The organism is Blastococcus tunisiensis (genome assembly GCF_900112815.1).
In the GTDB taxonomy this organism is placed as follows: domain Bacteria; phylum Actinomycetota; class Actinomycetes; order Mycobacteriales; family Geodermatophilaceae; genus Blastococcus_B; species Blastococcus_B tunisiensis.
The window spans coordinates 261,626-283,005 of record NZ_FOND01000005.1 but is presented as its reverse complement, the minus strand read 5'-3'; the positions used below and the strand labels follow the sequence as shown (position 1 = coordinate 283,005).

At 74.0% G+C, this 21,380-nt stretch carries 21 protein-coding genes; 6 read left to right on the top strand and 15 right to left on the bottom strand.

Annotation, left to right across the window (positions count from 1 at the left end; all coding sequences use genetic code 11):
* Window positions 1-84: 84 nt before the first annotated feature.
* The 4 genes from BM142_RS09030 to BM142_RS09015 all read right to left on the bottom strand — a co-directional run bounded on the left by BM142_RS09030 (window position 85) and on the right by BM142_RS09015 (window position 5,093).
* Window positions 85-1,974 (bottom strand): penicillin-binding transpeptidase domain-containing protein, encoded by a 1,890-nt coding sequence (locus BM142_RS09030; RefSeq protein ID WP_254790692.1) that lies wholly within the window; start codon window positions 1,972-1,974, stop codon window positions 85-87.
* A 77-nt stretch (window positions 1,975-2,051) separates the two neighbouring features.
* Window positions 2,052-2,903, bottom strand: coding sequence for a GNAT family N-acetyltransferase (locus BM142_RS09025; RefSeq protein ID WP_092196429.1), 852 nt, complete (start codon window positions 2,901-2,903; stop codon window positions 2,052-2,054).
* A gap of 22 nt (window positions 2,904-2,925) precedes the next feature.
* Window positions 2,926-4,086 (bottom strand): flavodoxin-dependent (E)-4-hydroxy-3-methylbut-2-enyl-diphosphate synthase, encoded by a 1,161-nt coding sequence (gene ispG, locus BM142_RS09020; RefSeq protein ID WP_092196428.1) that lies wholly within the window; start codon window positions 4,084-4,086, stop codon window positions 2,926-2,928.
* A gap of 68 nt (window positions 4,087-4,154) precedes the next feature.
* Window positions 4,155-5,093 carry a LysR family transcriptional regulator gene (locus tag BM142_RS09015; RefSeq protein WP_092196427.1) on the bottom strand — a complete coding sequence of 313 codons (939 nt, stop codon included), beginning with the start codon at window positions 5,091-5,093 and terminating at the stop codon, window positions 4,155-4,157.
* A 71-nt stretch (window positions 5,094-5,164) separates the two neighbouring features.
* Between BM142_RS09015 and BM142_RS09010 the strand changes: the two genes are divergently transcribed.
* Window positions 5,165-6,088, top strand: coding sequence for an EamA family transporter (locus tag BM142_RS09010; RefSeq protein ID WP_092196426.1), 924 nt, complete (start codon window positions 5,165-5,167; stop codon window positions 6,086-6,088).
* Here the strand turns inward: BM142_RS09010 and BM142_RS09005 are convergent.
* A complete protein-coding gene (locus BM142_RS09005) occupies window positions 6,075-7,409 on the bottom strand; it encodes a M50 family metallopeptidase (protein WP_256381284.1) in 1,335 nt (444 codons plus the stop codon). The genes BM142_RS09010 and BM142_RS09005 overlap by 14 nt on opposite strands.
* Window positions 7,410-7,467: 58 nt before the next feature.
* Entirely contained in the window at window positions 7,468-8,667 is a 1,200-nt protein-coding gene (gene dxr / locus BM142_RS09000; RefSeq protein ID WP_092196424.1) for a 1-deoxy-D-xylulose-5-phosphate reductoisomerase, read from the bottom strand.
* Between the two features lie 155 nt (window positions 8,668-8,822).
* Here dxr and BM142_RS08995 point away from each other — a divergent pair, with 155 nt between their 5' ends.
* Complete coding sequence (locus BM142_RS08995) at window positions 8,823-9,110, top strand: DUF2631 domain-containing protein (RefSeq protein ID WP_092196423.1); 288 nt, start codon at window positions 8,823-8,825, stop codon at window positions 9,108-9,110.
* Window positions 9,111-9,169: 59 nt separating this feature from the next.
* Here BM142_RS08995 and BM142_RS08990 read toward each other — a convergent pair whose 3' ends face one another.
* Together BM142_RS08990 and rlmN are read right to left on the bottom strand one after the other, a co-directional pair.
* Entirely contained in the window at window positions 9,170-9,889 is a 720-nt protein-coding gene (locus BM142_RS08990; RefSeq protein WP_092196422.1) for a VIT1/CCC1 transporter family protein, read from the bottom strand.
* On the bottom strand, window positions 9,886-11,058 hold the full coding sequence (gene rlmN / locus BM142_RS08985) for a dual-specificity RNA methyltransferase RlmN (RefSeq protein ID WP_092196421.1): 1,173 nt from the start codon (window positions 11,056-11,058) through the stop codon (window positions 9,886-9,888). Before rlmN ends, BM142_RS08990 begins: the two co-directional genes overlap by 4 nt.
* A gap of 33 nt (window positions 11,059-11,091) precedes the next feature.
* Between rlmN and BM142_RS08980 the strand changes: the two genes are divergently transcribed.
* The 3 genes from BM142_RS08980 (at window position 11,092) to BM142_RS08970 (ending at window position 13,740) form a co-directional block, all read left to right on the top strand.
* A complete protein-coding gene (locus BM142_RS08980; RefSeq protein ID WP_092196490.1) occupies window positions 11,092-11,745 on the top strand; it encodes a TrmH family RNA methyltransferase in 654 nt (217 codons plus the stop codon).
* An 86-nt stretch (window positions 11,746-11,831) separates the two neighbouring features.
* The gene (locus BM142_RS08975; protein ID WP_092196420.1) at window positions 11,832-12,596 is read left to right on the top strand and encodes a polyphosphate kinase 2 family protein; all 765 of its coding nucleotides are present in this window, start codon (window positions 11,832-11,834) and stop codon (window positions 12,594-12,596) included.
* A gap of 34 nt (window positions 12,597-12,630) precedes the next feature.
* Window positions 12,631-13,740, top strand: a complete 1,110-nt coding sequence (locus BM142_RS08970) for a GNAT family N-acetyltransferase (RefSeq protein ID WP_092196419.1) — start codon at window positions 12,631-12,633, stop codon at window positions 13,738-13,740.
* 133 nt (window positions 13,741-13,873) lie between these two features.
* On the opposite strand, the gene BM142_RS08965 is transcribed toward BM142_RS08970, so the two are convergent.
* The 5 genes from BM142_RS08965 to rpsB all read right to left on the bottom strand — a co-directional run bounded on the left by BM142_RS08965 (window position 13,874) and on the right by rpsB (window position 18,616).
* Window positions 13,874-15,136, bottom strand: a complete 1,263-nt coding sequence (locus BM142_RS08965) for a phosphatidate cytidylyltransferase (RefSeq protein WP_092196418.1) — start codon at window positions 15,134-15,136, stop codon at window positions 13,874-13,876.
* Window positions 15,137-15,156: 20 nt separating this feature from the next.
* Complete coding sequence (frr, locus tag BM142_RS08960) at window positions 15,157-15,714, bottom strand: ribosome recycling factor (protein ID WP_092196417.1); 558 nt, start codon at window positions 15,712-15,714, stop codon at window positions 15,157-15,159.
* Window positions 15,715-15,794: 80 nt separating this feature from the next.
* Window positions 15,795-16,565, bottom strand: a complete 771-nt coding sequence (pyrH, locus tag BM142_RS08955; RefSeq protein ID WP_254790690.1) for a UMP kinase — start codon at window positions 16,563-16,565, stop codon at window positions 15,795-15,797.
* A 162-nt stretch (window positions 16,566-16,727) separates the two neighbouring features.
* Complete coding sequence (tsf, locus tag BM142_RS08950; protein WP_092196416.1) at window positions 16,728-17,543, bottom strand: translation elongation factor Ts; 816 nt, start codon at window positions 17,541-17,543, stop codon at window positions 16,728-16,730.
* Window positions 17,544-17,689: 146 nt separating this feature from the next.
* Window positions 17,690-18,616 carry a 30S ribosomal protein S2 gene (gene rpsB / locus BM142_RS08945; RefSeq protein ID WP_092196415.1) on the bottom strand — a complete coding sequence of 309 codons (927 nt, stop codon included), beginning with the start codon at window positions 18,614-18,616 and terminating at the stop codon, window positions 17,690-17,692.
* Window positions 18,617-18,916: 300 nt separating this feature from the next.
* Between rpsB and BM142_RS08940 the strand changes: the two genes are divergently transcribed.
* Entirely contained in the window at window positions 18,917-19,438 is a 522-nt protein-coding gene (locus BM142_RS08940) for a M23 family metallopeptidase (RefSeq protein WP_092196414.1), read from the top strand.
* Window positions 19,439-19,528: 90 nt separating this feature from the next.
* Here BM142_RS08940 and whiG read toward each other — a convergent pair whose 3' ends face one another.
* Together whiG and BM142_RS08930 are read right to left on the bottom strand one after the other, a co-directional pair.
* Complete coding sequence (gene whiG / locus BM142_RS08935) at window positions 19,529-20,338, bottom strand: RNA polymerase sigma factor WhiG (protein ID WP_092196413.1); 810 nt, start codon at window positions 20,336-20,338, stop codon at window positions 19,529-19,531.
* A gap of 92 nt (window positions 20,339-20,430) precedes the next feature.
* Window positions 20,431-21,366 (bottom strand): tyrosine recombinase XerC, encoded by a 936-nt coding sequence (locus BM142_RS08930; protein ID WP_092196412.1) that lies wholly within the window; start codon window positions 21,364-21,366, stop codon window positions 20,431-20,433.
* Between the last annotated feature and the right edge of the window lie 14 nt (window positions 21,367-21,380).

The following is a 21,380-nucleotide window of genomic DNA, read 5'->3' as shown; positions in this document are numbered from 1 at the left end:
CCCGCTGCCCCGAATGCCGGCGGTGGCAGGAGGACCCGACCTCCCCTTCGCAGGCTCGGAACGGGCCCCGGGACGGGGCCGCGCTCAGAGGCCAGCGAGGAAGGCGTCGGTGACGGCGACCGCGGCGCTGCTGGACTGGCCACCCTCCACGAGCACCGCGAACGCGATGTCGCCCTGGGGGCCGGCCGGCTGGTAGCCCATGAACCAGCCGTGCGAGTCCGGCGGCGTGTTCGACCCGTACTCGGCCGTCCCGGTCTTGCCGTGGACCTCACCCCGGTCGCCGAGCTCGGTCGCGGTCCCCGAGAGCACGACCTGCCGCATCATCGGGCGCAGCGCGTCGAGCACCGCCTGCCCGGGGCCCGCAGGGACCTGACCGGCGGGCTCCGCCCCCACGACCTCCACCGGTGCCACCGGCGTCCCGCCGGCGACCCCCGCGGCGACCAGCGCCAGCTGGGCGGGGCTCATCAGCACCTGCCCCTGGCCGATGGCGTTCGCCGCCTTCGTGGTCCCCGTGCTGTCGGCCGGCACGCTGCCGCCGAAGATGTCGACGGGCAGCTGCCAGTCGGTGCCGACGCCGTAGGACGTCGCCGCAGCGGCCAGCGCGTCGTCCGGCAGGGCGAGGCCCAGCTCGATGAACGTCGTGTTGCACGACTGGGCGAAGGCCTCCGTGAAGGGCACGGTGCCCAGGTCGAACTGGTCCTGGTTCTCGAACTCCCGGCCGTCGACGACGGTGGTGGCGGGGCAGGCGACCGGGGCGTCGGGGGTCACCGCGCCGGCGGACAGCAGCGCGGTCGCGGTGATCGCCTTCATGCTCGACCCGGGCGGGAACTGGCCGGCCAGGGCGTTGGTCGCGTCGGCCACCTCGTTGGAGGCCACGGCCAGGATCTCCCCCGTGCCCGGGCGGACCACGACCAGGTGGGCGGGCTGCTGCTGCGTGGCCACCGCGGCGTCGGCGGCGTTCTGCAGGGCCGGGACGAGCGGTGTCTGCACCGGGGCGCCCGGCTCGGGAGCCACGGCCGCGATCTCCACGCCGGTGTCCCCGCTGCTCTCGTCGGTGCTGATCACGGAGACGGTGAAGCCGGCGGTGCCGGCCAGCTTCTCCTGGTAGGCCCGCTGCAGGCCCGACAGCCCCAGCTGGTCGCCCGCCGCATACCGCGGCGCCCCGTCCTCCTGGGACTCCTCGATGACCTCGGCCGTGGCGTCGCCGACCCGGCCCAGCAGGGCCTCGGCGAAGCGAGGGCTGGGCGCCAGCAGGCGGGTGCTGGTGGGGAAGACGGCGCCGGGCAGGTCGAACACCTGGGCGCGGATCTGCTCGAAGTCCGGGCGCCGCAGCGTGATCACCGGGACGAACTGTCCCGCGGGCGCGGCCTGCACGTCGGCCACGATGTCCTCGGCGGCGATGCCGGTGGCGGCGGAGAGCGCGGCCGCCAGCGCCGCCAGGTCGGTGACCTGGCCGGGGTCGACGCCGACGTTGACCACCTCGGTCGGGGTGAACAGCGGCGCCCCGGCGGCATCGGTGAGGGGTGCGCGGTCGGGCAGCGCACGGCTCAGCCGGAGGTGCTGCCCCTCCCCCAGTTCGGGATGCACGAGGGCGGGTTCGGCGACGACCTGCCACTCGTCGCCGCCCTCCTCGAGCCGCAGCGTCGCCTGGTAGCTCCAGTCGGGCGCCGCGGCGAGGTCCCAGGTGGCGGTCCAGCCGACGGTGGCGATGCCGTCCTCGACGGTCACCTCCCCCAGCTCGGTGCCCAGCGTGGCGTCGGGCAGGTCGGCCGCGGTCTGCTCCAGGAGTGCCGTGGCCGCGTCCGGGTCCGTGGTGGCCCCGGCCGCCGTGGCGGTGTCGCCCTCGGACCAGGCGTCGAGGAAACCCGTCGCGGCGGCCCGGACGTCGTCCTCGGAACCACCCGAGCAGGCCCCGAGGACCGGGACGGTGAGCAGCAGCAGGGCGGTGGGAAGAGCGGGACCCCGAGTCAGCACCGCGACAGACTCTCAGAACGAGGACCCCGGTCCTCTCCCGCCTCGCTGCGCTCGCTGCCGGCGCCCGGACGGGGCCGTCAGAACAGCACGCTGGCGTACTGCCCGACCTCCCGGAAGCCGACCTTGCGGTAGGAGGCGCGGGCCGCGGCGTTGAAGTCGTTGACGTACAGGCTGACCACCGGGGCGATGCTCGCCCGCGCGTACTCGACGACCGCCGCCGTCCCCGCCGTGCCGATGCCCCGGCCGCGGTGGGCCGGCGCCACCCAGACCCCCTGCACCTGGCAGGCGGACCGGGACACGGCCCCGATCTCGGCCTTGAACAGCACCTCGCCCCGTTCGATCCAGGCCAGGGACTGCCCCGCGCGGACCAGTTCCGCCACCCGTGCCCGGTATCCCGCGCCGCCGTCCGCGCGCAGCGGGCTGACCCCCACCTCCTCGGTGAACATCGCCACCGCGGCCGGCAGCAGTGTGTCGAGCTCGGCGGGGGCGACCGGGCGGACCCGCGGCTCGGCGGCGACGGCCGGCGGGCCGTCGATGGCCATCAGCGGCTGGCGCGGCCGGTGATCGCGCGCCGGGCCCCAGTGCGGCGCCAGCAGGTCCCACAGCGGAGCCACCGCGGCGGCCGGTCCCACGATGGTGGAGCAGCGGCGGCCGGCCCGCCGGGCACGGTCGGCGAACGCCACGGCCGCCGCGTGCTCCGAGCCGGGGGCGCTGAACGGGATGAGGTTCGCGCCGGCCAGGCAGACCGCCTCCAGCTCCTCGCCGCCACCGAAGCCCCACAGCGGCGCCCCCAGGGAGGACGGGGCGGTGCCGGCCACCTCCACCCGCCCGGCGAGCACGCAGGCGGCGACAGGGTCGCCGGCCAGCAGGCGGTGGACGGCGGGCTCGTCGCCCCCGTCGAGGACGCGGGCGGTCGGGGTGCGGAGCACGGAGAGGGTCCGGGGAACGGAGTCAGCTGACGCTGACGACGGGAGCCCCCGACGGGGTCCCGGAGGCGGTCTCGGCCTCGGCGATGCGCATGGCCTCCTCGATGAGGGTCTCCACGATCTGCGACTCGGGCACGGTCTTGATGACCTCGCCCTTGACGAAGATCTGCCCCTTGCCGTTGCCGGAGGCCACCCCGAGGTCCGCCTCGCGCGCCTCGCCGGGACCGTTCACGACGCAGCCCATGACCGCGACGCGCAGCGGGACCTCCATGCCCTCCAGGCCGGCCGTGACCTCGTCGGCCAGCTTGTAGACGTCGACCTGGGCCCGCCCGCACGACGGGCAGCTGACGATCTCCAGGCCGCGCTGGCGCAGGTTCAGCGACTCCAGGATCTGGTTGCCGACCTTCACCTCCTCCACCGGCGGGGCGGAGAGGGAGACGCGGATCGTGTCGCCGATGCCCTGGGAGAGCAGGGCGCCGAAGGCGACCGCCGACTTGATGGTGCCCTGGAACGCGGGGCCGGCCTCGGTGACGCCGAGGTGCAGGGGGTAGTCGCACTGGGCTGCCAGCAGCTCGTAGGCACGCACCATGACCACCGGGTCGTTGTGCTTCACCGAGATCTTGATGTCGCGGAAGTCGTGCTCCTCGAACAGCGAGCACTCCCAGAGGGCGGACTCGACCAGCGCCTCGGGGGTGGCCTTGCCGTACTTGGCCAGCAGCCGCTTGTCGAGCGAGCCGGCGTTGACCCCGATCCGGATCGGCGTGCCCGCCGCCTTGGCCGCCCGCGCGATCTCCCCGACCTTGTCGTCGAACTTCTTGATGTTGCCCGGGTTGACGCGGACGGCCGCGCACCCGGCCTCGATCGCGGCGAAGACGTAGCGCGGCTGGAAGTGGATGTCGGCGATGACCGGGATCTGCGACTTCTTCGCGATGATCGGGAGCGCCTCGGCGTCGTCGGTGTCGGGCACCGCGACCCGGACGATCTGGCACCCCGACGCGGTCAGCTCGGCGATCTGCTGGAGGGTCGCGTTGATGTCCGCCGTCTTCGTGGTGCACATCGACTGCACGCTGACCGGGAAGTCGCTGCCCACCCCGACGCCGCCGACGTCGAGCTGTCGGGTCTTGCGCCGAGGGGCGAGGACGGGAGGGGGTGCAGCCGGCATGCCGAGACCGACGGGGATCGCCATGACAGCCAGTATCCCCCGTCGCTGGGTCCGTGCCGGTCGCGAGCCTGTGACGTGCGCCTGCAGACGGCTCACGCCGCGTAGGGGGCGGCCTCGTCGACCAGGGCGTCGAGGACCACCTGGACGGCTCGGCGTGCTGCGCGGTCCGGTCGCATCAGGGCCTCGATGACGCGGCCCGCCCGCAGGTCGGCGAGCGGCACCAGCACCAGCCGTCCCTCCGCCCGGTCGCGGGTGGTGTGGCGTGGCAGGAGCGCGATGCCGTGGCCGCGCGCGACCAGCTTCTCCATCAACGGCAGGTGGGTCGTCCGGCGCACGACGCGCGCGGGCGACCCGGCCTGCGCCGCGATGGCGGTCAGGACACGGTCGAGAGGGAACTCGGCCGGCGGGACGATCCAGTCCTCGTCGATCACGTCGGCCGGTGCCACCCGGGACCGGCCGGCGAGCGGATGCCCCAGCGGCAGCGCCACATCGAGGGGTTCGCGCAGCAGCGGACGGACCTCGACCGGGCCGCGGGCCGGGGCCAGGACGTCGTCGGAGCGGTGTGCCACCACGATGTCGTAGTCGGCCGTGAGCCCCGCGAAGTCGTCCTGCGAGACGTCCTCGTCGAAGGTCTCGAGCAGGATGTCCGGGACGGCGGCGAGCCGGTCCAGCAGGCCCGGTACCAGCAGTTCCCCGGCCGAGTGGAACGTGGCCAGCCGGACCGTCCCCGCGACGCCTCCCCGGTAGTCCTGCCACTCCGCCTCCGCGGCGGCGAGCGCGGTGGAGACGCTCGCCGCGATGCCGGCGAGCGCCCGGCCCGCGTCGGTCAGCCGCACGCCACGGCCCGCGCGCTCGACGAGGACGACGCCCAGCCGCCGCTGGAGCGTCGCCAGCCGCTGCGACACCGCGGACGGCGACATGGTGGTGGCGCGGGCGACCGCGGTCACCGAGCCGTGCTCGGCCAGCTCCCGCAGCACGGCGAGGTGGGCGACGTCGACCCGTTCCCACAGGGCGGACCCACGGACGTCCATGAAGCAACGCTACATGGACGGTGCGTGAGATTGCGCTTGTCCTTCACGGACCCCGGACCCAGGGTCGGGGCATGCCTCTCCGCGACCGACTGCTCGCCTGCCTGGTGGCCGTCTGCTGGGGGGTGAACTTCCCGGCGACCGCGCTGGCGCTCGAGCACTTCCCCCCGCTGTTCCTGGTGGCGCTGCGGTTCTCGCTGGTGGCCCTGCCCGCCCTGCTGCTCGTCCCCCGGCCGGCCGTTCCGCTGCGCTGGCTGATCGGCGTCGGAGCGGGGATCGGGATCCTGCAGTTCGCCTTCCTCTACCTGGGCATGGCAGCCGGGATGCCGAGCGGCCTGGCCTCCCTCGTCCTGCAGGCCTCGGCGCCGTTCACCGTCGTCCTCGCCGGCGTGTGGCTGCACGAGAAGCTGTCGCTCCGGCAGTTCGCCGGCGTCGCACTGGCGGTCGCGGGGCTGGCGGTGATCGCCGTCCACCGCGCGCAGACGGCGGCCTGGGTCCCCGTCGTCCTCACCCTGTGCGGGGCGCTCGGCTGGGCCATCGGCAACGTCTGCAGCCGTCGGGCGAAGGCGCCGAACGCCCTGCACCTCACCCTCTGGAGCGCCGTGGTGCCGCCGCTGCCCGTGCTGGCGCTCGCCCTGGTGGTCGAGGGTCCCGGCCGGATCGGCCGATCGCTGGCGGGAGCCTTCACGGCCGAGGCCCTGCCTGCCGTGCTCGGGCTGCTCTACGTGGTGGTCGTCGCCACGCTCGTCGGGTACAGCATCTGGAACACCCTGCTGTCGCGGCACCCGTCGAACGTGGTGGCGCCGTTCTCGATGCTCGTGCCGGTGGTCGGCGTCCTGGCGTCGTGGCTGGCGTTCGGCGAGGTGCTCGACCCGGTCGAGCTGGGAGCGGGCGTGCTCGTCGTCGCCGGTGTGCTGTTCGGCTCCCGGCCGGCCCGGTCGCGTGCGCCGGAGCGACCGGTCGCCGCCGCTCCCGTGGAGCCGATCAGCCCAGCGTGATCGGGTTGACGATGTCGGCGATGAACAGCAGCGCCGACAGCGCCAGGAAGAGCCCGGCCACGACGTAGGCCACGGGCATCAGCCGGGCGATGTCGAAGGGGCCGGGGTCGGGCCGCCCGCGCAGCCGCGCGACGGTCGACCGGGCCTTCTCGTACAGCGCCCCGGCCACGTGCCCGCCGTCGAGCGGGTAGATCGGCAGCAGGTTGAACAGGAACAGGACCAGGTTCACCCCGGCGAGCAGCTGGAAGAACGTGCTGATCTTCTCCGTGGTGCTGAACCGGTCCAGCGAGAAGATCTCCCCGGAGATCCGCCCGACACCCACGACCCCGATCGGGCCGTTGGGGTCGCGCTCCTCCCCCAGGAAGGCGGCCCGGGCCAGCGCCGGGATGCGCTCCGGGATCTCCACCAGCCGGTCGACCGCCCGGACGACGTAGTCGCCGATGAAGCCGGGCACCGCGGTGACCGGCTGCTGGACGTAGGGCTGCTCGGGGCCGATGCCGACGTAGCCGACGACCTGCGTCGTCCCGGCCTCGGGGTCGTCCCAGACGACGTTCTCGATCGGGGTCACGGTGAGGTCGCGCCGTTCCCCGTCGCGCTCGACGGTGAAGACGACCGGCTCGTCGGGGCTGCGCTGGATGCTGCGCTGCACGGCCGTCCAGCCGACCTCGGTGTCCTGGGAGACCGGCTCGCCGTCCAGGGCGAGGATGGTGTCGCCGGGCAGCAGGCCGGCCTCGGCCGCGGGGCTGCGGGCGGGCAGCGCGCAGTTCGCCGCCCCCTCCTCGCAGACCTGCCCGGCCTCGGGTCCGCTCTGCACCAGGGGGATCTCGCAGGCGTCCTCGCGGGTGGCGGTGTCGGCACCCGCGGGCAGCACGCACTCCGGCACCCGGGCCAGCGTCGTCGACGGCTCCGGGACGCCGAAGGCGGTGAGCACGATGGTGAAGAACAGGACCGCGAGCACCAGGTTGTGGAACGGCCCGGCGAACATCACGATGACCCGCTGCCACCAGGGCTTCTTGTAGAAGACGCGGTCGCCGTCGCTGGGCCGGACGTCGTTGAGCGCCTGGCCGCGGACCTCGGCGATGAAGCTGCGCATCCGGGTGGCGCGCTTGCTCTCGCCCTCCTCGGCCGGCGGGATCATGCCGACGATGCGGATGTAGCCGCCGAGCGGGACGGCCTTGAGGCCGTACTCGGTCTCGCCCCGGGTGCGCGACCAGACGGTGGGCCCGAAGCCGACCATGAACTGCGGGACGCGCATGCCGAACTTCCGCGCCCAGAAGAAGTGGCCGGCCTCGTGGAAGCCGATCGAGAAGAGCAGCCCGATCGCGAAGGCGACGATCCCCAGGATGCTCAGCAGGATCCCGCTCAGTGGAGCCCCTCCATCAGATGCCCTGGCCGATGACCGCCCGGGCGTGCTCCCGGGCCCACTTCTCCGCCGCGAGCACGTCCTCGACGCAGCCGGGGGCGCCGAGGTCCGGCGCGTCGTCGAGGGTACGCGCGACGAGGTCGACGATGCCCCGGAACGACAGGCGACCCGCCACGAAGGCGGCGACCGCCTCCTCGTTGGCGGCGTTGTACAGGGCCGGCGCGACCCCGCCGGTCTCCCCGGCCAGGCGCGCCAGCCGCACGGCCGGGAAGGCGACCTCGTCCAGCGGGGCGAACTCCCAGCTGCTGGCGGCCGACCAGTCCAGCGCCGGCTGGACGACGGGCAGCCGGTCCGGCCAGGCGAGGGCCAGCGCGATCGGCAGCCGCATGTCCGGCGGGCTGGCCTGGGCGATCGTCGCGCCGTCGCTGAAGGTCACCATCGAGTGCACGATCGACTGGGGGTGCACCACCACGTCGATGTCGGCGTAGGGAACACCGAAGAGCAGGTGCGCCTCGATCAGCTCCAGCCCCTTGTTGACCAGGGTCGCGGAGTTGATGGTGACCACCGGCCCCATGTCCCAGGTCGGGTGCGCCAGCGCCTGCTCCACGGTGACGTCGGCGAGCTGCTCGGCGGTGCGGCCGCGGAACGGTCCCCCGCTGGCGGTGAGGACCAGCCGCGCGACCTCGTCGCGCGCACCGCCGCGCAGGCACTGGGCCAGCGCCGAGTGCTCGGAGTCCACGGGCACCAGCTGCCCGGGCGCCGCCGCCTCGGTGACCAGCGAGCCCCCGGCGATGAGCGACTCCTTGTTGGCCAGCGCCACCGTGCGGCCGGCCCGCAGGGCCGACAGGGTGGGCCGCAAGCCGATCGAGCCGGTGATCCCGTTGAGGACGACGTCGGCCGGGCGGGCGGCCAGCTCCTCGGCGGCGCGGGGCCCGGCCAGGATCTCCGGCAGGGAGTACTCGCCCTTCGCCCAGCCCCGCTTCGACGCCGCGGCGTAGAACGCGAGCTGCAGGTCCTGCGCCGCGGTCGCCCGGGCGACGGCCACCGTGCGGACACCGAGCGCCAGGGCCTGCTCGGCGAGCCGGGCGACGTCCCCTCCCCCGGCCGCCAGGCCGGTGATCCGCAGCCGATCCGGGTTCTGCTCGGCCACCGCGATCGCCTGCCGGCCGATGGAGCCGGTGGAGCCGAGCAGCGTGACCTGGCGGGGTGAACTCACGCACTGCATCCTTCCCGACCCGGCGGCGCGCCGTCGCCGGGCCACCTCGCCCGGTGTCCGCGCCCCGCGCCTGCCAGAATGGCGGTGCCCGCGTGCGGGCCACCGACACAGCAGCGCCGCGAAGGCGGTCGACGAGCGCCAGCGAGGAGAAACGCGTGAGCCAGACGCAGCGGGTCAACCAGCCCGGTCGTGAAGAGGGCGTCGTCCGCGTCGGCGAGCACCCCGTGGAGCACGAGCAGCCCGCCGACTGGGGCTGGCACGCGGAGACCGGCGGAAAGGGCCGCATCGGCGCCTGGATCGCCGTCCTGGTGCTGTGCAGCTACGTGCTCGGGAACCACGAGGGCCGGATGGAGGACCTCTGGGTCCTGGGCATCGCCGCGGTGATGGTCCTCGTCCTGCTGTGGGACATGCGCCGCCGGAAGAACGCCTGGCGCAGCCGCTGAAGAAGGACCCCGTTCCCCCCATCCCTCGCAGGCTCGGGGTGGGCCCCTGAACGGGGCCGTCAGGCGACCGTGACGCCGATCAGCGAACCGATCGCGTAGGTGATCCCGGCCGCAGCAGCCCCGAACAGCAGCTGCCGGAGTGCGGCGAACCACCACGGGCGCGGCGTGAAGCGGGAGGAGATCGCGCCGGCGGCCGCCAGGCCGGCACCGCCGCAGAGCAGCGCGACCCACAGCAGCGAGAACCCCAACAGGTACGGCAGCAGCGGGACCACGGCGCCGATCGAGAACGTGAAGAACGACGAGACCGCGGCCACCATCGGGGACGGCTTGTCCTCCGGGTTGAGCCCCAGCTCGGCCACCACGTGCAGCCGCAGCGCCGTCTCGGGATCGCGGTGCAGCTGGACGGCGACCCGCTGGGCCAGACCCGCATCGACGCCGCGGGCCCGGAGCATCTGGACCAGCTCGGCCAGCTCGCCGTCGGGGTTGCGCTCGAGCTCGACGCGCTCCTTCTCGACCTCCAGGTCCAGCTGCTCGTTCTGCGTCTTCACCGAGGTGTACTCGCCGAGGGCCATGGAGATCGCACCGGCCACCAGGCTCGCGGTGCCGGCAAGGACGATCGCCTGCGGAGCCGCGCCACCGCCGCCGACGCCGGCGACCAGCGCCGTGTTGGTGACCAGGCCGTCCATGGCACCGAACGTCGCGGCCCGCAGCCAGCCGCCGGAGACGTCGCCGTGGCCGTGGTGGATCTCGGCGTCGGGGAGTTCGCTCCGCTCGGTCATTCGTCCCCCTCGGCACCGAGCTCGACCGGCTCCTCGACAGCCGGCACGGGCAGGGCGACGGCGGGCACGCTGACGCTGTCCGCCGCAGCGAGCTGGCCGCAGGCGCCGTCGATGTCCTGGCCGCGGGTGTCGCGGACGGTCGTCGCCACGCCGGCCGCGCGCAGCCGGGCCACGAACTCGCGCTGGGCCGGCAGCGGGCTGGCGTCCCACTTGCTGCCCGGCGTCGGGTTCAGCGGGATGAGGTTGACGTGCGCGAGCTTGCCCGCGAGCAGCTTCCCGAGGAGATCGGCCCGGAACGGCTGGTCGTTGACGTCCCGGATGAGCGCGTACTCGACGGAGTAGCGGCGGCCGGTCTTCCGCGCGTACGCGTCGGCGGCGTCGATGACCTCGCCGACCTTCCACCGGGTGTTGATCGGGACCAGGGTGTCGCGCAGTTCGTCGTCCGGGGCGTGCAGGCTGACCGCGAGGGTGACGTTGCGACCCTCGTCGGTGAGCCGGCGGATCGCCGGCACCAGGCCGACCGTCGAGACGGTGACGGCGCGCTGCGACAGCCCGAGCCCGTGCGGGGCCGGGGCGAGCAGGGCGTCCAGGGTCTTCCGGACCCGGGCGTAGTTCGCCAGCGGCTCCCCCATGCCCATGAACACGACGTTGGACAGCCGGCCGGGGCCGCCCTGGATGTCGCCGTTGGCCATCGCGGCGGCCGCGGCGACGGCCTGGCCGATGATCTCGGCCGCGGACAGGTTGCGGGTGAGCCCCTGCTGGCCGGTGGCGCAGAACGGGCAGGCCATGCCGCAGCCGGCCTGGCTGGAGATGCAGACCGTCGCCCGGCCGGGATAGCGCATGAGCACGCTCTCGACCAGCGCGCCGTCGTGCAGCCGCCACAGCGTCTTGCGGGTGCGGCCGTCGTCGGCGGTCTGGTGGCGGACCACGGTCAGCAGGCCCGGCAGCAGTGCCTCGGCGAGCGTCTCCCGGGCATCGGCCGGCACGTCGGTCATCTGCGCCGGGTCGGTCACCCCGCGGTAGAAGTGACGGGCGAGCTGGTCGGCCCGGAAGGCCGGCTGGCCGAGCTCGGTGACCGCCGCGCGGGCCTCCTCGCGGGTGAGGTCGGCGAGGTGGCGCGGGGGCATCCCCCGGCGAGGGGCGTCGAAGACGAGGGGGAGGGCAGTCATGGCGTCCTCCATCGTCCCACTACCGTGCGCCGGGTGACGAAGCCCGAGACGGACCTCACCCCGCCGGAGGCCCTCCTCGACACCGTCGGCGTGGGCCCGTGGCCCGGCGCCCGGCCCACCGATCCCCGCTACGACCCCGAGCTGCTCGAGCACGGCGACCGCCGCAACGTCGTCGACCGCTACCGCTACTGGACGGTCGAGGCGATCGTCGCCGACCTCGACACCCGCCGGCACCCCTTCCACGTGGCCATCGAGAACTGGCGGCACGACCTCAACATCGGGACCGTCGTCCGGACGGCGAACGCGTTCCTCGCCGAGGCCGTGCACGTCGTCGGGCGGAAGCGCTGGAACCGGCGCGGCGCGATGGTGACCGACCGGTACCAGCACGTGCGCCACCACGCCGAGGTCGCCGAACTGGTGGCCTGGGCGGGGGCGGCGGGGCTGCCGCTGCTGGCCGTCGACAACCTGCCCGGAGCCCGGCCGCTGGAGACCGCCGAGCTGCCGCGCGCCTGCGTCCTGCTGTTCGGCCAGGAGGGCACCGGGCTGACCGACCAGGCCCGGGACGCCGCCGACGGCGTGCTCTCCATCGCCCAGTTCGGCTCCACCCGCTCGATCAACGCCGGCGTCGCGGCCGGCATCGCCATGCACCGGTGGGTCCAGCAGCACGCCGAGCTGCCGGCGGGCTGATCGGCCCCCACCGCCGGACGGGCACCCTCGGCCGGTCGACGACGTCCGCGCGCCGCACCGGGCCGGACCTGCCAGGCTCTTCCCCCATGAGCCGTCTCACCGACGTCGACCTCTCCGTGAGCTATCCGAAGAAGGAGGGCAAGGCCGAGCTGAAGAAGGCCCAGGAGCGGCTGGTGCACCTGCGGCTGCTGCTGGGCGGGCAGATCGGCCCGAACGAGCTCGGGCCGCCGCTGTGCGTCCTCTTCGAGGGCTGGGACGCCTCGGGCAAGGGCGGGGCCATCAAGCGCCTCGTCGGTGAGCTCGATCCGCGGCACGTGCGGGTGGCGCAGTTCGCCGCCCCCACGTTCGACGAGAAACGGCACCACTTCCTGTGGCGGTTCTGGCCGGTGCTGCCCGGCTGGGGAGGCATGACCGTCCTCGACCGCACCTGGTACGGCCGGGTCCTGGTCGAACGGGTCGAGGGCTTCGCCGACGAGGAGACCTGGCAGCGGGCCTACGCCGAGATCGTGGACCTGGAGACGACGCTCGCGGCCGAGGGGACGGTCCTGGTCAAGTTCTGGATGCACCTCTCGCCGGAGGAGCAGCTCCGCCGGTTCGAGTCGCGGCAGGCCGATCCGTACAAGGCGTGGAAGCTCACCGACGAGGACTGGCGCAACCGGGAGCAGCGCGGGGCCTACGAGGCGGCCGTCGAGGAGATGCTCGAGCGCACCGACCATCCCTGCGGCCGCTGGCAGGTCATCGCCGCGGAGGACAAGCGCTGGGCGCGGGTGGCCGTCGTCCGCGCGGTGAACGAGGCGATCGAGGCCGCGCTGCGCGAGCGCGGCATCGACGCCGATCCCCCGCTGTCATGACCGACCGCCCGGGGAGAGACGCGACGACGGGCCGATGAGCGGCCGCTCCCTGCTGACCCACCTGATCGAGCCCCGGGACTGGCGGGCGGCCCTCGCCGACGGCGCCGTCCGGCCGCCGTCGCTGGCCTCGGCCGGGTTCGTCCACCTCTCGGCACCGGACCAGGTCCACCTGCCGGCGCAGGCGCTGTACCCGGGGCGCCGCGACCTGGTGCTGCTCGTGATCGACCCGGCCCGGCTCCGCGATCCCGTCCGCGTCGAGCCCGGGGTGCCGGCGGACCCCGGTGGCCGGCTCTTCCCGCACCTCTACGGACCCCTGCCGGTCAGCGCCGTCGTGGCCGCGGTGCCCTACCGGCCGCCGGCGGCGCCCGTGCTCCCGGACCCGGACGACGCCCCGGGCCGGGCGCTGGCCTTCTACGCCGCCCTGCCGGTGCGGCGGGCGGTCGGGGTGGGAGACGTGCCCGGCGGGGTCGCGGTGCTCGACCCCGACGTCCCGCACTCGCGGGACAACAACCGGCTGGTCCTCGCCGACCCGGTGGACGCCGCCACGATCGAGGCGACCGCCGGCGAGGTCGCCGGCAACGCCGGCTGGCCGCACCAGGCCGCGGCCCTCCTCTGGCCGGAGGCCGCCGACGTCGCCGCGGATCTCGCCCGACGTGGCTGGGAGGTGGAGGAGCTGCAGCTGATGGCCCGGCGCGCCGCTCCCCTGCCCGGCGGGGAGCGCGCGGAGGTGGTCGACCAGCGGGAGGTGCACGAGCTCTGGAACCGGTCGTGGCGGGCCGGCCTCCCCGAGACCGGCCCGCAGCTGGACCGGGTGGTGGCCCAGCTCATCGGCCGCGAACGGCTCAACGACCGGGTTCTCGCCGTCCACGACGTGGCGGTCCGCGAGGAGGGCCGGGTGGTCGCCGCCGGCCAGCTGCGCGTCGACGGCGCGACGGCGGCCGTGGAGTCGGTGCTGACCGACCCCGGCTCCCGGGGCCGCGGACACGGCGACGCCGTCCTCGCCCGGTTGCTGGGCATCGCCGCCGGTGCCGGCTGCGACCTCGTCGTCCTGGAGGCCGCGGCGGACGACTGGCCGCGGCACTGGTATGCCCGCCGCGGCTTCCGGACCGTCGGCACCAGCTGGTCCGTCGGCCGCCCTGCTTGATGGCGGCGCGACAGCCCCTGTGGGCACGGTCCCGCTGCAGGGTCCCGCCGCGAGCTCGGTGACGTGCTGGAGCGGCCCCGCTGCAGGGTCCCGCCGCGAGCCTGCGAGCGGTGGGGGGCAGCGGGGTCCTTACTCAGACCGGGGCGAGCACCGACAGCAGGAGGTAGGCGACGGCGGCCGACGGCAGCAGCGAGTCCAGCCGGTCCATGATGCCGCCGTGGCCGGGCAGCAGGTTGCCCATGTCCTTGATGCCGAGGTCCCGCTTGATCAGCGACTCCCCCAGGTCGCCGACCGTGGCCGACACGGCGAGCGCGGCACCGAAGACCAGCCCGCTCCACCACGGCCCGCCCAGCCACAGCACGACGAAGGGGGTGGCCATGAGCATGCAGGCCACCACCGAGCCGCCCATGCCCTCCCACGACTTCTTCGGGCTGATCGACGGTGCCATGGGGTGCTTGCCGAAGAGCACGCCGGCGGCGTAGCCCCCGACGTCGCTGGCGACGACGGTGGCGATGAAGGCGAGCACCCGCACGGCGCCGTCGTCGGGCACCAGGAGGAGGACGGCGAAACCGGCCAGCAGTGGCACGTAGAGCGCGACCAGGACACCCGAGGCGGCGTCCTTCAGGTATCCGGCCGGTCCGTGGCCGAGCCGCCACAGCACGACGGCGAGGGCGGTGAGCAGGAAGCCGACGACCAGCCCGGTGGGCCCGCGGCTCCAGGCGAGGCCCTCCATCGCCAGCGTCCCGACCAGCAGCGGGACCAGGGGCGGGTGGAACCGGCCCGCCCCGAGGGCCCGGGAGAGCTCCACGACCGCGACGAGGATGGCGACGGTGAGGACGGCGAGGAACGCCGGGCGCCAGACGAACAGCGACGTGACCACGAGGGCGACCAGGCCCACCCCGACGCCGATCGCGGCACGCAGGTCCCGGCCGGCCCGTCCACCGGCCGGGCGCTCGGTCGTGGGCAACTCCGCCACCTCCGGCCGTGGCATCGCCGTCGACGTGGGCGCCGCGTCGTCCCCGGGCCCGGCGTCGTCCTCGAGCCCGGCGTCGTCCCCGGGCCCGGCGTCGTCCCCGCGCACCCGGTCGTCCCCGGGCACCCGGTCGTCCCCGGGCACCGCAGCGCCGTCGGGTGGCGCAGCGCCGTCGGTCGCCGCACCGGCCGGGGGCATCCGGTTCCCGACGGGCCGCAGCGGCGGGGCCGGACGGTTCCCGACGATCGGCACCGGGCCGGTGTCGTCGGCCTGCCGGTCGGGGCCGCCGCCGGGGCCCGGCCGGCCGGCGCCGGGGCGGCCGAGGGTCTCGGCCGACCGGGGGGTGCCCGAGCCGTGGCGCGGCAACGGCTCGGTGCCCGGCCCGGATCGTCCGGGACGGTCGGCGGCGGAGGAGGTGCTCATGGCGGGTCGGGCCGTCGGGGTCAGACCTCGAGCAGCTCGGACTCCTTGTTCTTCATCGCCTCGTCGATGCCGTGCACGTGCTGCTCGGTGAGGTGGTCGAGCTCCTTCTCCGCGCGGCGGACCTCGTCCTCGCCCGCCTCGCCGTCCTTGGCGATGCGATCCAACTCGTCCTTGGCCCGGCGGCGGATGTTGCGGATGGCGATCTTGGCGTCCTCGCCCTTGGCGCGGGCCTGCTTCACCAGGTCGCGGCGCCGCTCCTCGGTGAGCTGCGGGAACACCACGCGCAGGATCTGGCCGTCGTTGGTCGGGTTCACGCCCAGGTCGCTGTCGCGGATGGCCTTCTCGATGGCCCCCAGCTGGCCCATGTCGTAGGGCTTGATGACGGCCATCCGCGCCTCCGGCACGGTGATCGACGCCATCTGCGGCACCGGCGTGTAGGCGCCGTAGTAGTCGACCATGATCTTGTTGAACATCGAGGGGGCGGCCCGGCCGGTGCGCACCGAGCCGAGGTCCTCGCGGGCGACGGACAAGGCCTTGTCCATCCGCTCCTCGGCATCGAGCAGGGTGTCGTCGATCACGGGTCTTCCCTCCATCGGCCCCCCGATCGGGGCGGCCTTCGGTTCACCTGGCTGTCGTGTGCTGTGCGACCGGCCCGCGGTCAGGCGGGCTGGCTGATCAGCGTGCCGATCCTCTCACCTGCCGTCGCCCGCGCGATGTTGCCGTCGCGTAGCAGGTTGAAGACCACGATCGGCATCTGGTTGTCCATGCAGAGGCTGATCGCGGTGGCGTCGGCCACCTTGAGCTGCTTGGCGAGCACCGTGGCGTAGTCGAGGTCGTCGTACATGACCGCGTCGGGGTTGGTGCGCGGGTCGTCGTCGTAGACGCCGTCCACCCCGTTCTTGCCCATGAGCAGCACCTGGCACTCGATCTCCAGGGCCCGCTGCGCGGCCACGGTGTCGGTGGAGAAGTAGGGCATCCCGGCGCCGGCACCGAAGATCACCAGCCGGCCCTTCTCCAGGTGCCGGATCGCCTTGCGGGGGATGTAGGGCTCGGCGACCTGGCCCATGGTGATCGCCGACTGCACGCGGGTCTCCAGACCGGCCTTCTCGCAGAAGTCCTGCAGGGCCAGGCAGTTCATCACCGTGCCGAGCATGCCCATGTAGTCGGCCTTCGTGCGGTCCATGCCGGCCTGGGAGAGCTCGGCGCCGCGGAAGAAGTTGCCACCACCCATGACGACGGCGACCTGGGTGCCCTTGGCGACGACCTCCGCCAGCTGTTCGGCGATGCCCCGGACGATGTCGGCGTCGACGCCGACCTTGCCGCCACCGAAGGTCTCACCGGAGAGCTTGAGCAGCACCCGCTGGTAGCCGCTGTGGTCCGCCGGCCGGAACGCGGTCGGGGCGGACAGCGGAGGTGTGGTGTCGGTCAACGCGTCATCCCTCGTTCGACATCGGTTGGTTGATCCTGCCGCACACACGAACGGCCCCGCTCCCCGGAAAGGGAGCGGGGCCGTGGGTGACGTGCTGGAACGGCCGCCCTTCACCGGTCCCGCGCCGAGCCTGCGGGGCGTGGAGGGAAGGGCGGTCCTTCGTCAGGCCTGGCCGACCTCGAAGCGCGCGAAGCGCTCCACGGTCAGTCCGGCCTCGTCGACGATCTGCTTCACCGTGCGCTTGGGCTCGGTGATCGACGGCTGCTCGAGCAGGACGAAGTCCTTGTAGAAGGCGTTGACCCGGCCTTCGACGATCTTGGTGATCGCCTGCTCGGGCTTGCCCTCCTCCTTCGCGGTCTGCTCGGCGACGCGGCGCTCGGTCTCGACGGCCTCCGCCGGGACCTCCTCGCGGGTGAGGAAGCGCGGGCGCGCGGCGGCGATGTGCATCGCCAGGCTGCGCGCGGCCTCCTCGGAACCGCCGGAGTACTGCACCGCGACACCGATGGCCGGGGGCAGGTCGGTGGCCCGCTTGTGCAGGTAGGTCGCCGTGGTGCCCTCGAAGAGGGCGAACCGGCTGAGCACGAGCTTCTCTCCGATGCGCGCGGACTCGCCCTCGACCAGCGCAGCGACGGTCTGGCCATCGACGTCGGTGTTCAGCAGGGCCTCGGCGTCGGCGGGCTCGTGCTGCAGACCGATCTCGAGCAGACGCTCGGCCAGCGCGATGAAGTCGGCGTTCTTGGCGACGAAGTCGGTCTCGCAGTCCAGCTCGAGCAGCGCGCCGCCCTTGTTGACGACGATGCCGTTGGTCGTCGAGCGCTCGAGGCGCTTGCCGACGTCCTTGGCGCCCTTGACGCGCAGGATCTCGACGGCCTTCTCGTAGTCGCCGTCGGCCTCGGTCAGGGCCTTCTTGCAGTCCATCATGCCGGCGCCCGTGGCGTCGCGGAGACGCTTGACGTCGGCTGCGGTGAACTCAGCCATGTCACTTCCTCTGTGGTCTGTGGGTGGTGCTGGGACCTGGTGCTGGGGCCTGGTGCTGGTCCTGGCCGACGGTTCGTGCTCGGGCCGGCTCCGGGCATGCGGGTGCGCCGCACCCCCCGGCTCGCGGGGGGTGCGGCGCGCTCCGATCAGACGGCGTTCGGCTCCTTGCCACCGGAGGTGGCGGGAACGCCCTCGACCGGGGCGACCTCGTCCGCCGTGGCGGTCGGGGCCTCGGCCGGGGTCTCCGGGAGCGGAGCGGCGTCGGCGGCCGGTGCGGCCGCGGCGTCGCCACCGGTGAGGAGCTCGCGCTCCCAGTCGGCGAGCGGCTCGCCGGCACCGACGGCGGGCTCGGCCGCCTCGCCACGGCCGGCGTCGGCCTGCGCGGCGGAACGCGCCATCAGGCCCTCGGCCACGGCGTCGGCCACGACCCGGGTCAGCACGGTGATGCTGCGGATCGCGTCGTCGTTGCCCGGGATCTTGTAGTCGACCTCGTCGGGGTCGCAGTTGGTGTCGAGGATCGCCACCACCGGGATGTTCAGCTTGCGGGCCTCGCCGACGGCGATGTGCTCCTTCTTGGTGTCCACGATCCAGACGGCGCTGGGCACCTTCTTCATGTCGCGGATGCCGCCGAGGGAGCGCTCGAGCTTGGCCTTCTCGCGGGAGAGGACCAGCTGCTCCTTCTTGGAGAGGCTGACGAGGGCGCCGGTCTGCTCGAGGTCCTCGAGCTCCTTGAGCCGCTCCAGCCGCTTGAAGACGGTCTGGAAGTTGGTGAGCATGCCGCCGAGCCAGCGCTGGTTGACGTAGGGCATGCCCACGCGCGTGGCCTGCTCGGCGACGACCTCCTGCGCCTGGCGCTTGGTGCCGATGAAGAGGATCGATCCGCCGTGCGCGACCGTCTGCTTGACGAACTCGTAGGCGTTGTCGATGTACCCCAGCGTCTGCTGCAGGTCGATGATGTAGATGCCGTTGCGCTCGGTGAAGATGAATCGCTTCATCTTCGGGTTCCAGCGGCGGGTCTGGTGCCCGAAGTGCACGCCGCTGTCGAGCAGCTGCTTCATGCTGACGACTGCCATTGCAGCCTCTCTGTGTCCGCGCGGCCGGGGCCGCGCTGTTCTCGGTTGTCGCTGCGCACCGGGTGGTGCACCGCCCTGGCGTCCGGACCGCGCCACACCCCCGGCGGTTGCCCGCCGGGACCGAGGTGGCGACTGTCCCGCCCGATGGGGCGGGAAGGGGACGCGCGAAGTCGACCCGACGGATCGGGCCGCACCGGACAGCATACGCCAGCGGCGACCGGCCTCTCCCCGCGGTGGCGGACGTCCACAGCCGCGGCCCGGCCCTCGCCCGGCGCCTGCGCGCGGGGAACTGTCGGCGGCATGTCCTCCCGCGCCCTGACCGTCGTGCTGCTGAGCCTCGGCCTCGTCGTCCTGCCGGTCCGCGCGACGGCCGAGCCGGCTCGGACGCCGTCCGCCCCGGCCGGCACCGGCGCCCTGTGGACGGCGCCCCTGGAGGGCACCCCGACGGTGACGCGCGCGTACGAGGACCTCCCCCACCCCTACGCCGCCGGGCACCGCGGAGCCGACCTGCAGGGGGCACCGCACGGCCCGGTGCTGGCCGCCGGGGACGGCGTGGTGGTCTTCGCCGGCATGGTCGCCGGCCGGCCGGTCGTGAGCATCGACCACGCCGACGGCCTGCGGACGACGTACGAGCCCGTCGTCCCCTCCGTGGCGGCGGGCCAGCAGGTGGCCCGCGGGTCCCCCATCGGGACGCTGGCGACCGGCCACGCCGGGTGCCCGGTCCAGGCGTGCCTGCACTGGGGGCTGCGCCGGGGCGAGACCTACCTGGACCCCCTCGCCCTCCTGCAGCTCCCGCGGGTCCGGCTGCTGCCGATGCGGTGACCACCACGCCGGGGGGCGGCCGTCCGGGAGAGGCGGTCACCCGAGAACCGGTGCCCCGACAGCTCGGGCCCGCTCGGGCGGACGGCCCCCTCAGGCGATGTCGGCGAGCTTCGTGCGCAGGTGCAGGACGGCCTTGGTGTGCAGCTGGCAGATCCGGCTCTCGGTCACGCCGAGGACCCGCCCGATGTCGGCCAGGGTCAGCCCCTCGAAGTAGTAGAGGCTGACCACGACCTTCTCCCGTTCGGGCAGCTGCTCGACGGCACGGGCCAGCAGCTGACGGGCCTCGCCGTGCTCGGCCATGGCCTGCGGGTCGAGGGCGCTGGAGTCCTGGAGGGTGTCGCCGAGGCGCGGGGAGCCGCCCTCGTCGTCGGTGAGCAGCTCGTCGAGCGCCACCACGTTGACCAGGGAGAGCTGGCCGAGGAACTTGCGGATGTCCTCGACGTCCATGTCCATCTCCGCCGCCACCTCCTCGTCGGAGGGCGTGCGGTGCAGCCGCGCCTCCAGCTCGGCGACGGTGCGCTCGAACTGGCGGGCCTTCATGCGGACCGACCGCGGGATCCAGTCGGTGTTGCGCAGCTCGTCGATGATCGCGCCGCGGATGCGGGCCATCGCGTAGCTCTCGAACTTGACCTCGCGGGTGGGCTCGAAGCGGGTGATCGCGTCGATGAGCCCGAACGTGCCGTAGGAGACGAGGTCGGCCTGCTCGACGTGCGCGGGCAGGCCACTGCCGACCCGGCCGGCGACGTACTTGACCAGGGGGGCGTAGTGCAGGATCAGCCGGTCCCGCAGCTCCGGGTCACGGTCGGCGACGTAGTCGGCCCACAGCTGGTGCAGCAACGCGTCGGCGTCCCCCTGGGGGTCGTCGTACTCGTCCAGCCGGTGGATGGTGGCCTCAGGCACGGTCGCGCTCCTCGGTACTGGTGGTCGGTCCTGCCCTGTGGTCCTGCCCCGCCGGGACCACTGCTCTCTCGTATCGGCAGATGGCCACCCTGTCAGGCGCGGGGATGTGCTTGCGCATGGACCGCACGGAGCCGCTCGACCGTCACGTGCGTGTAGATCTGCGTCGTCGCGAGGCTAGCGTGGCCGAGCAACTCCTGGACCGACCGCAGGTCCGCGCCGCCCTCCAGCACATGGGTCGCCGCCGAGTGCCGCAGTCCGTGCGGGCCGATGTCGGGGGCCCCCTCCGTGGCGGCCACGACCGCGTGGACGGTCCGCCGGACCTCACGGGGATCGAGCCGGCGTCCGCGCGCCCCCAGCAGCAGGGCCGGTCCGGAGCCGGGGGTGGCCAGCGCCGGCCGCCCGCGGGTGAGCCAGGCGTCCAGCGCGTGCTCCGCGGGGACGCCGTAGGGCACGCTGCGCTCCTTGCTGCCCTTGCCGAGGACCCGGAGCAGCCGGCGGCCGCGGTCCACATCGTCGACGTCGAGGCCGACCAGTTCGCTGACCCGGACGCCGCTGGCGTACAGCAGCTCCATGACGACGGCGTCGCGCAGTCCGACCGGTTCCTCGGCGCCGGACGTCGACTCGACGACGGCCCGCGCCTGGTCGGAGGCGAGGACGCCCGGCAGGGTGCGGTGCGCCTTCGGGCTGACCAGGCGCAGCCCGACGTCCTCGGCCGTGAGTCCGGCGCGGCGCAGCCAGGCGGTGAACGAGCGTGCCGACGCCGCGTGGCGGGCGATCGTCGCGCGGCTGTGCCCCCGTGTGCGGCCCTGCGCCAGCCAGCCGCGCAGCGCGGCGAGGTCGAGGTCGTGCGCCTGCGCGCCGCCGCGGCGGGCCAGGTGGTCCAGCAGGCCGACGGCGTCGGTGAGGTAGCCGCGGACGGTGTGCTCGGAGAGGTCGCGCTGGGTGCGCAGGTGGTCCTCGTACCCGTCGAGGGCCGCGGCCAGCGGTGCCGGCAACGCGGCCCGCGCGTCTGCTGTCCCGGCGGTCACCCGGGAACCGTCCG

What these genes read in the sequence shown, in the direction of transcription:
- ispG (WP_092196428.1), bottom strand. Translation starts at nt 4,086, where the DNA reads ATGGCGATCCCCGTCGGTCTCGGCATGCCGGCTGCACCCCCTCCCGTC.
- BM142_RS09015 (WP_092196427.1), bottom strand. Translation starts at nt 5,093, where the DNA reads ATGGACGTCCGTGGGTCCGCCCTGTGGGAACGGGTCGACGTCGCCCAC.
- BM142_RS09010 (WP_092196426.1), top strand. Translation starts at nt 5,165, where the DNA reads ATGCCTCTCCGCGACCGACTGCTCGCCTGCCTGGTGGCCGTCTGCTGG.
- BM142_RS08990 (WP_092196422.1), bottom strand. Translation starts at nt 9,889, where the DNA reads ATGACCGAGCGGAGCGAACTCCCCGACGCCGAGATCCACCACGGCCAC.
- rlmN (WP_092196421.1), bottom strand. Translation starts at nt 11,058, where the DNA reads ATGACTGCCCTCCCCCTCGTCTTCGACGCCCCTCGCCGGGGGATGCCC.
- BM142_RS08975 (WP_092196420.1), top strand. Translation starts at nt 11,832, where the DNA reads ATGAGCCGTCTCACCGACGTCGACCTCTCCGTGAGCTATCCGAAGAAG.
- BM142_RS08970 (WP_092196419.1), top strand. Translation starts at nt 12,631, where the DNA reads ATGAGCGGCCGCTCCCTGCTGACCCACCTGATCGAGCCCCGGGACTGG.
- BM142_RS08965 (WP_092196418.1), bottom strand. Translation starts at nt 15,136, where the DNA reads ATGAGCACCTCCTCCGCCGCCGACCGTCCCGGACGATCCGGGCCGGGC.
- tsf (WP_092196416.1), bottom strand. Translation starts at nt 17,543, where the DNA reads ATGGCTGAGTTCACCGCAGCCGACGTCAAGCGTCTCCGCGACGCCACG.
- rpsB (WP_092196415.1), bottom strand. Translation starts at nt 18,616, where the DNA reads ATGGCAGTCGTCAGCATGAAGCAGCTGCTCGACAGCGGCGTGCACTTC.
- BM142_RS08940 (WP_092196414.1), top strand. Translation starts at nt 18,917, where the DNA reads ATGTCCTCCCGCGCCCTGACCGTCGTGCTGCTGAGCCTCGGCCTCGTC.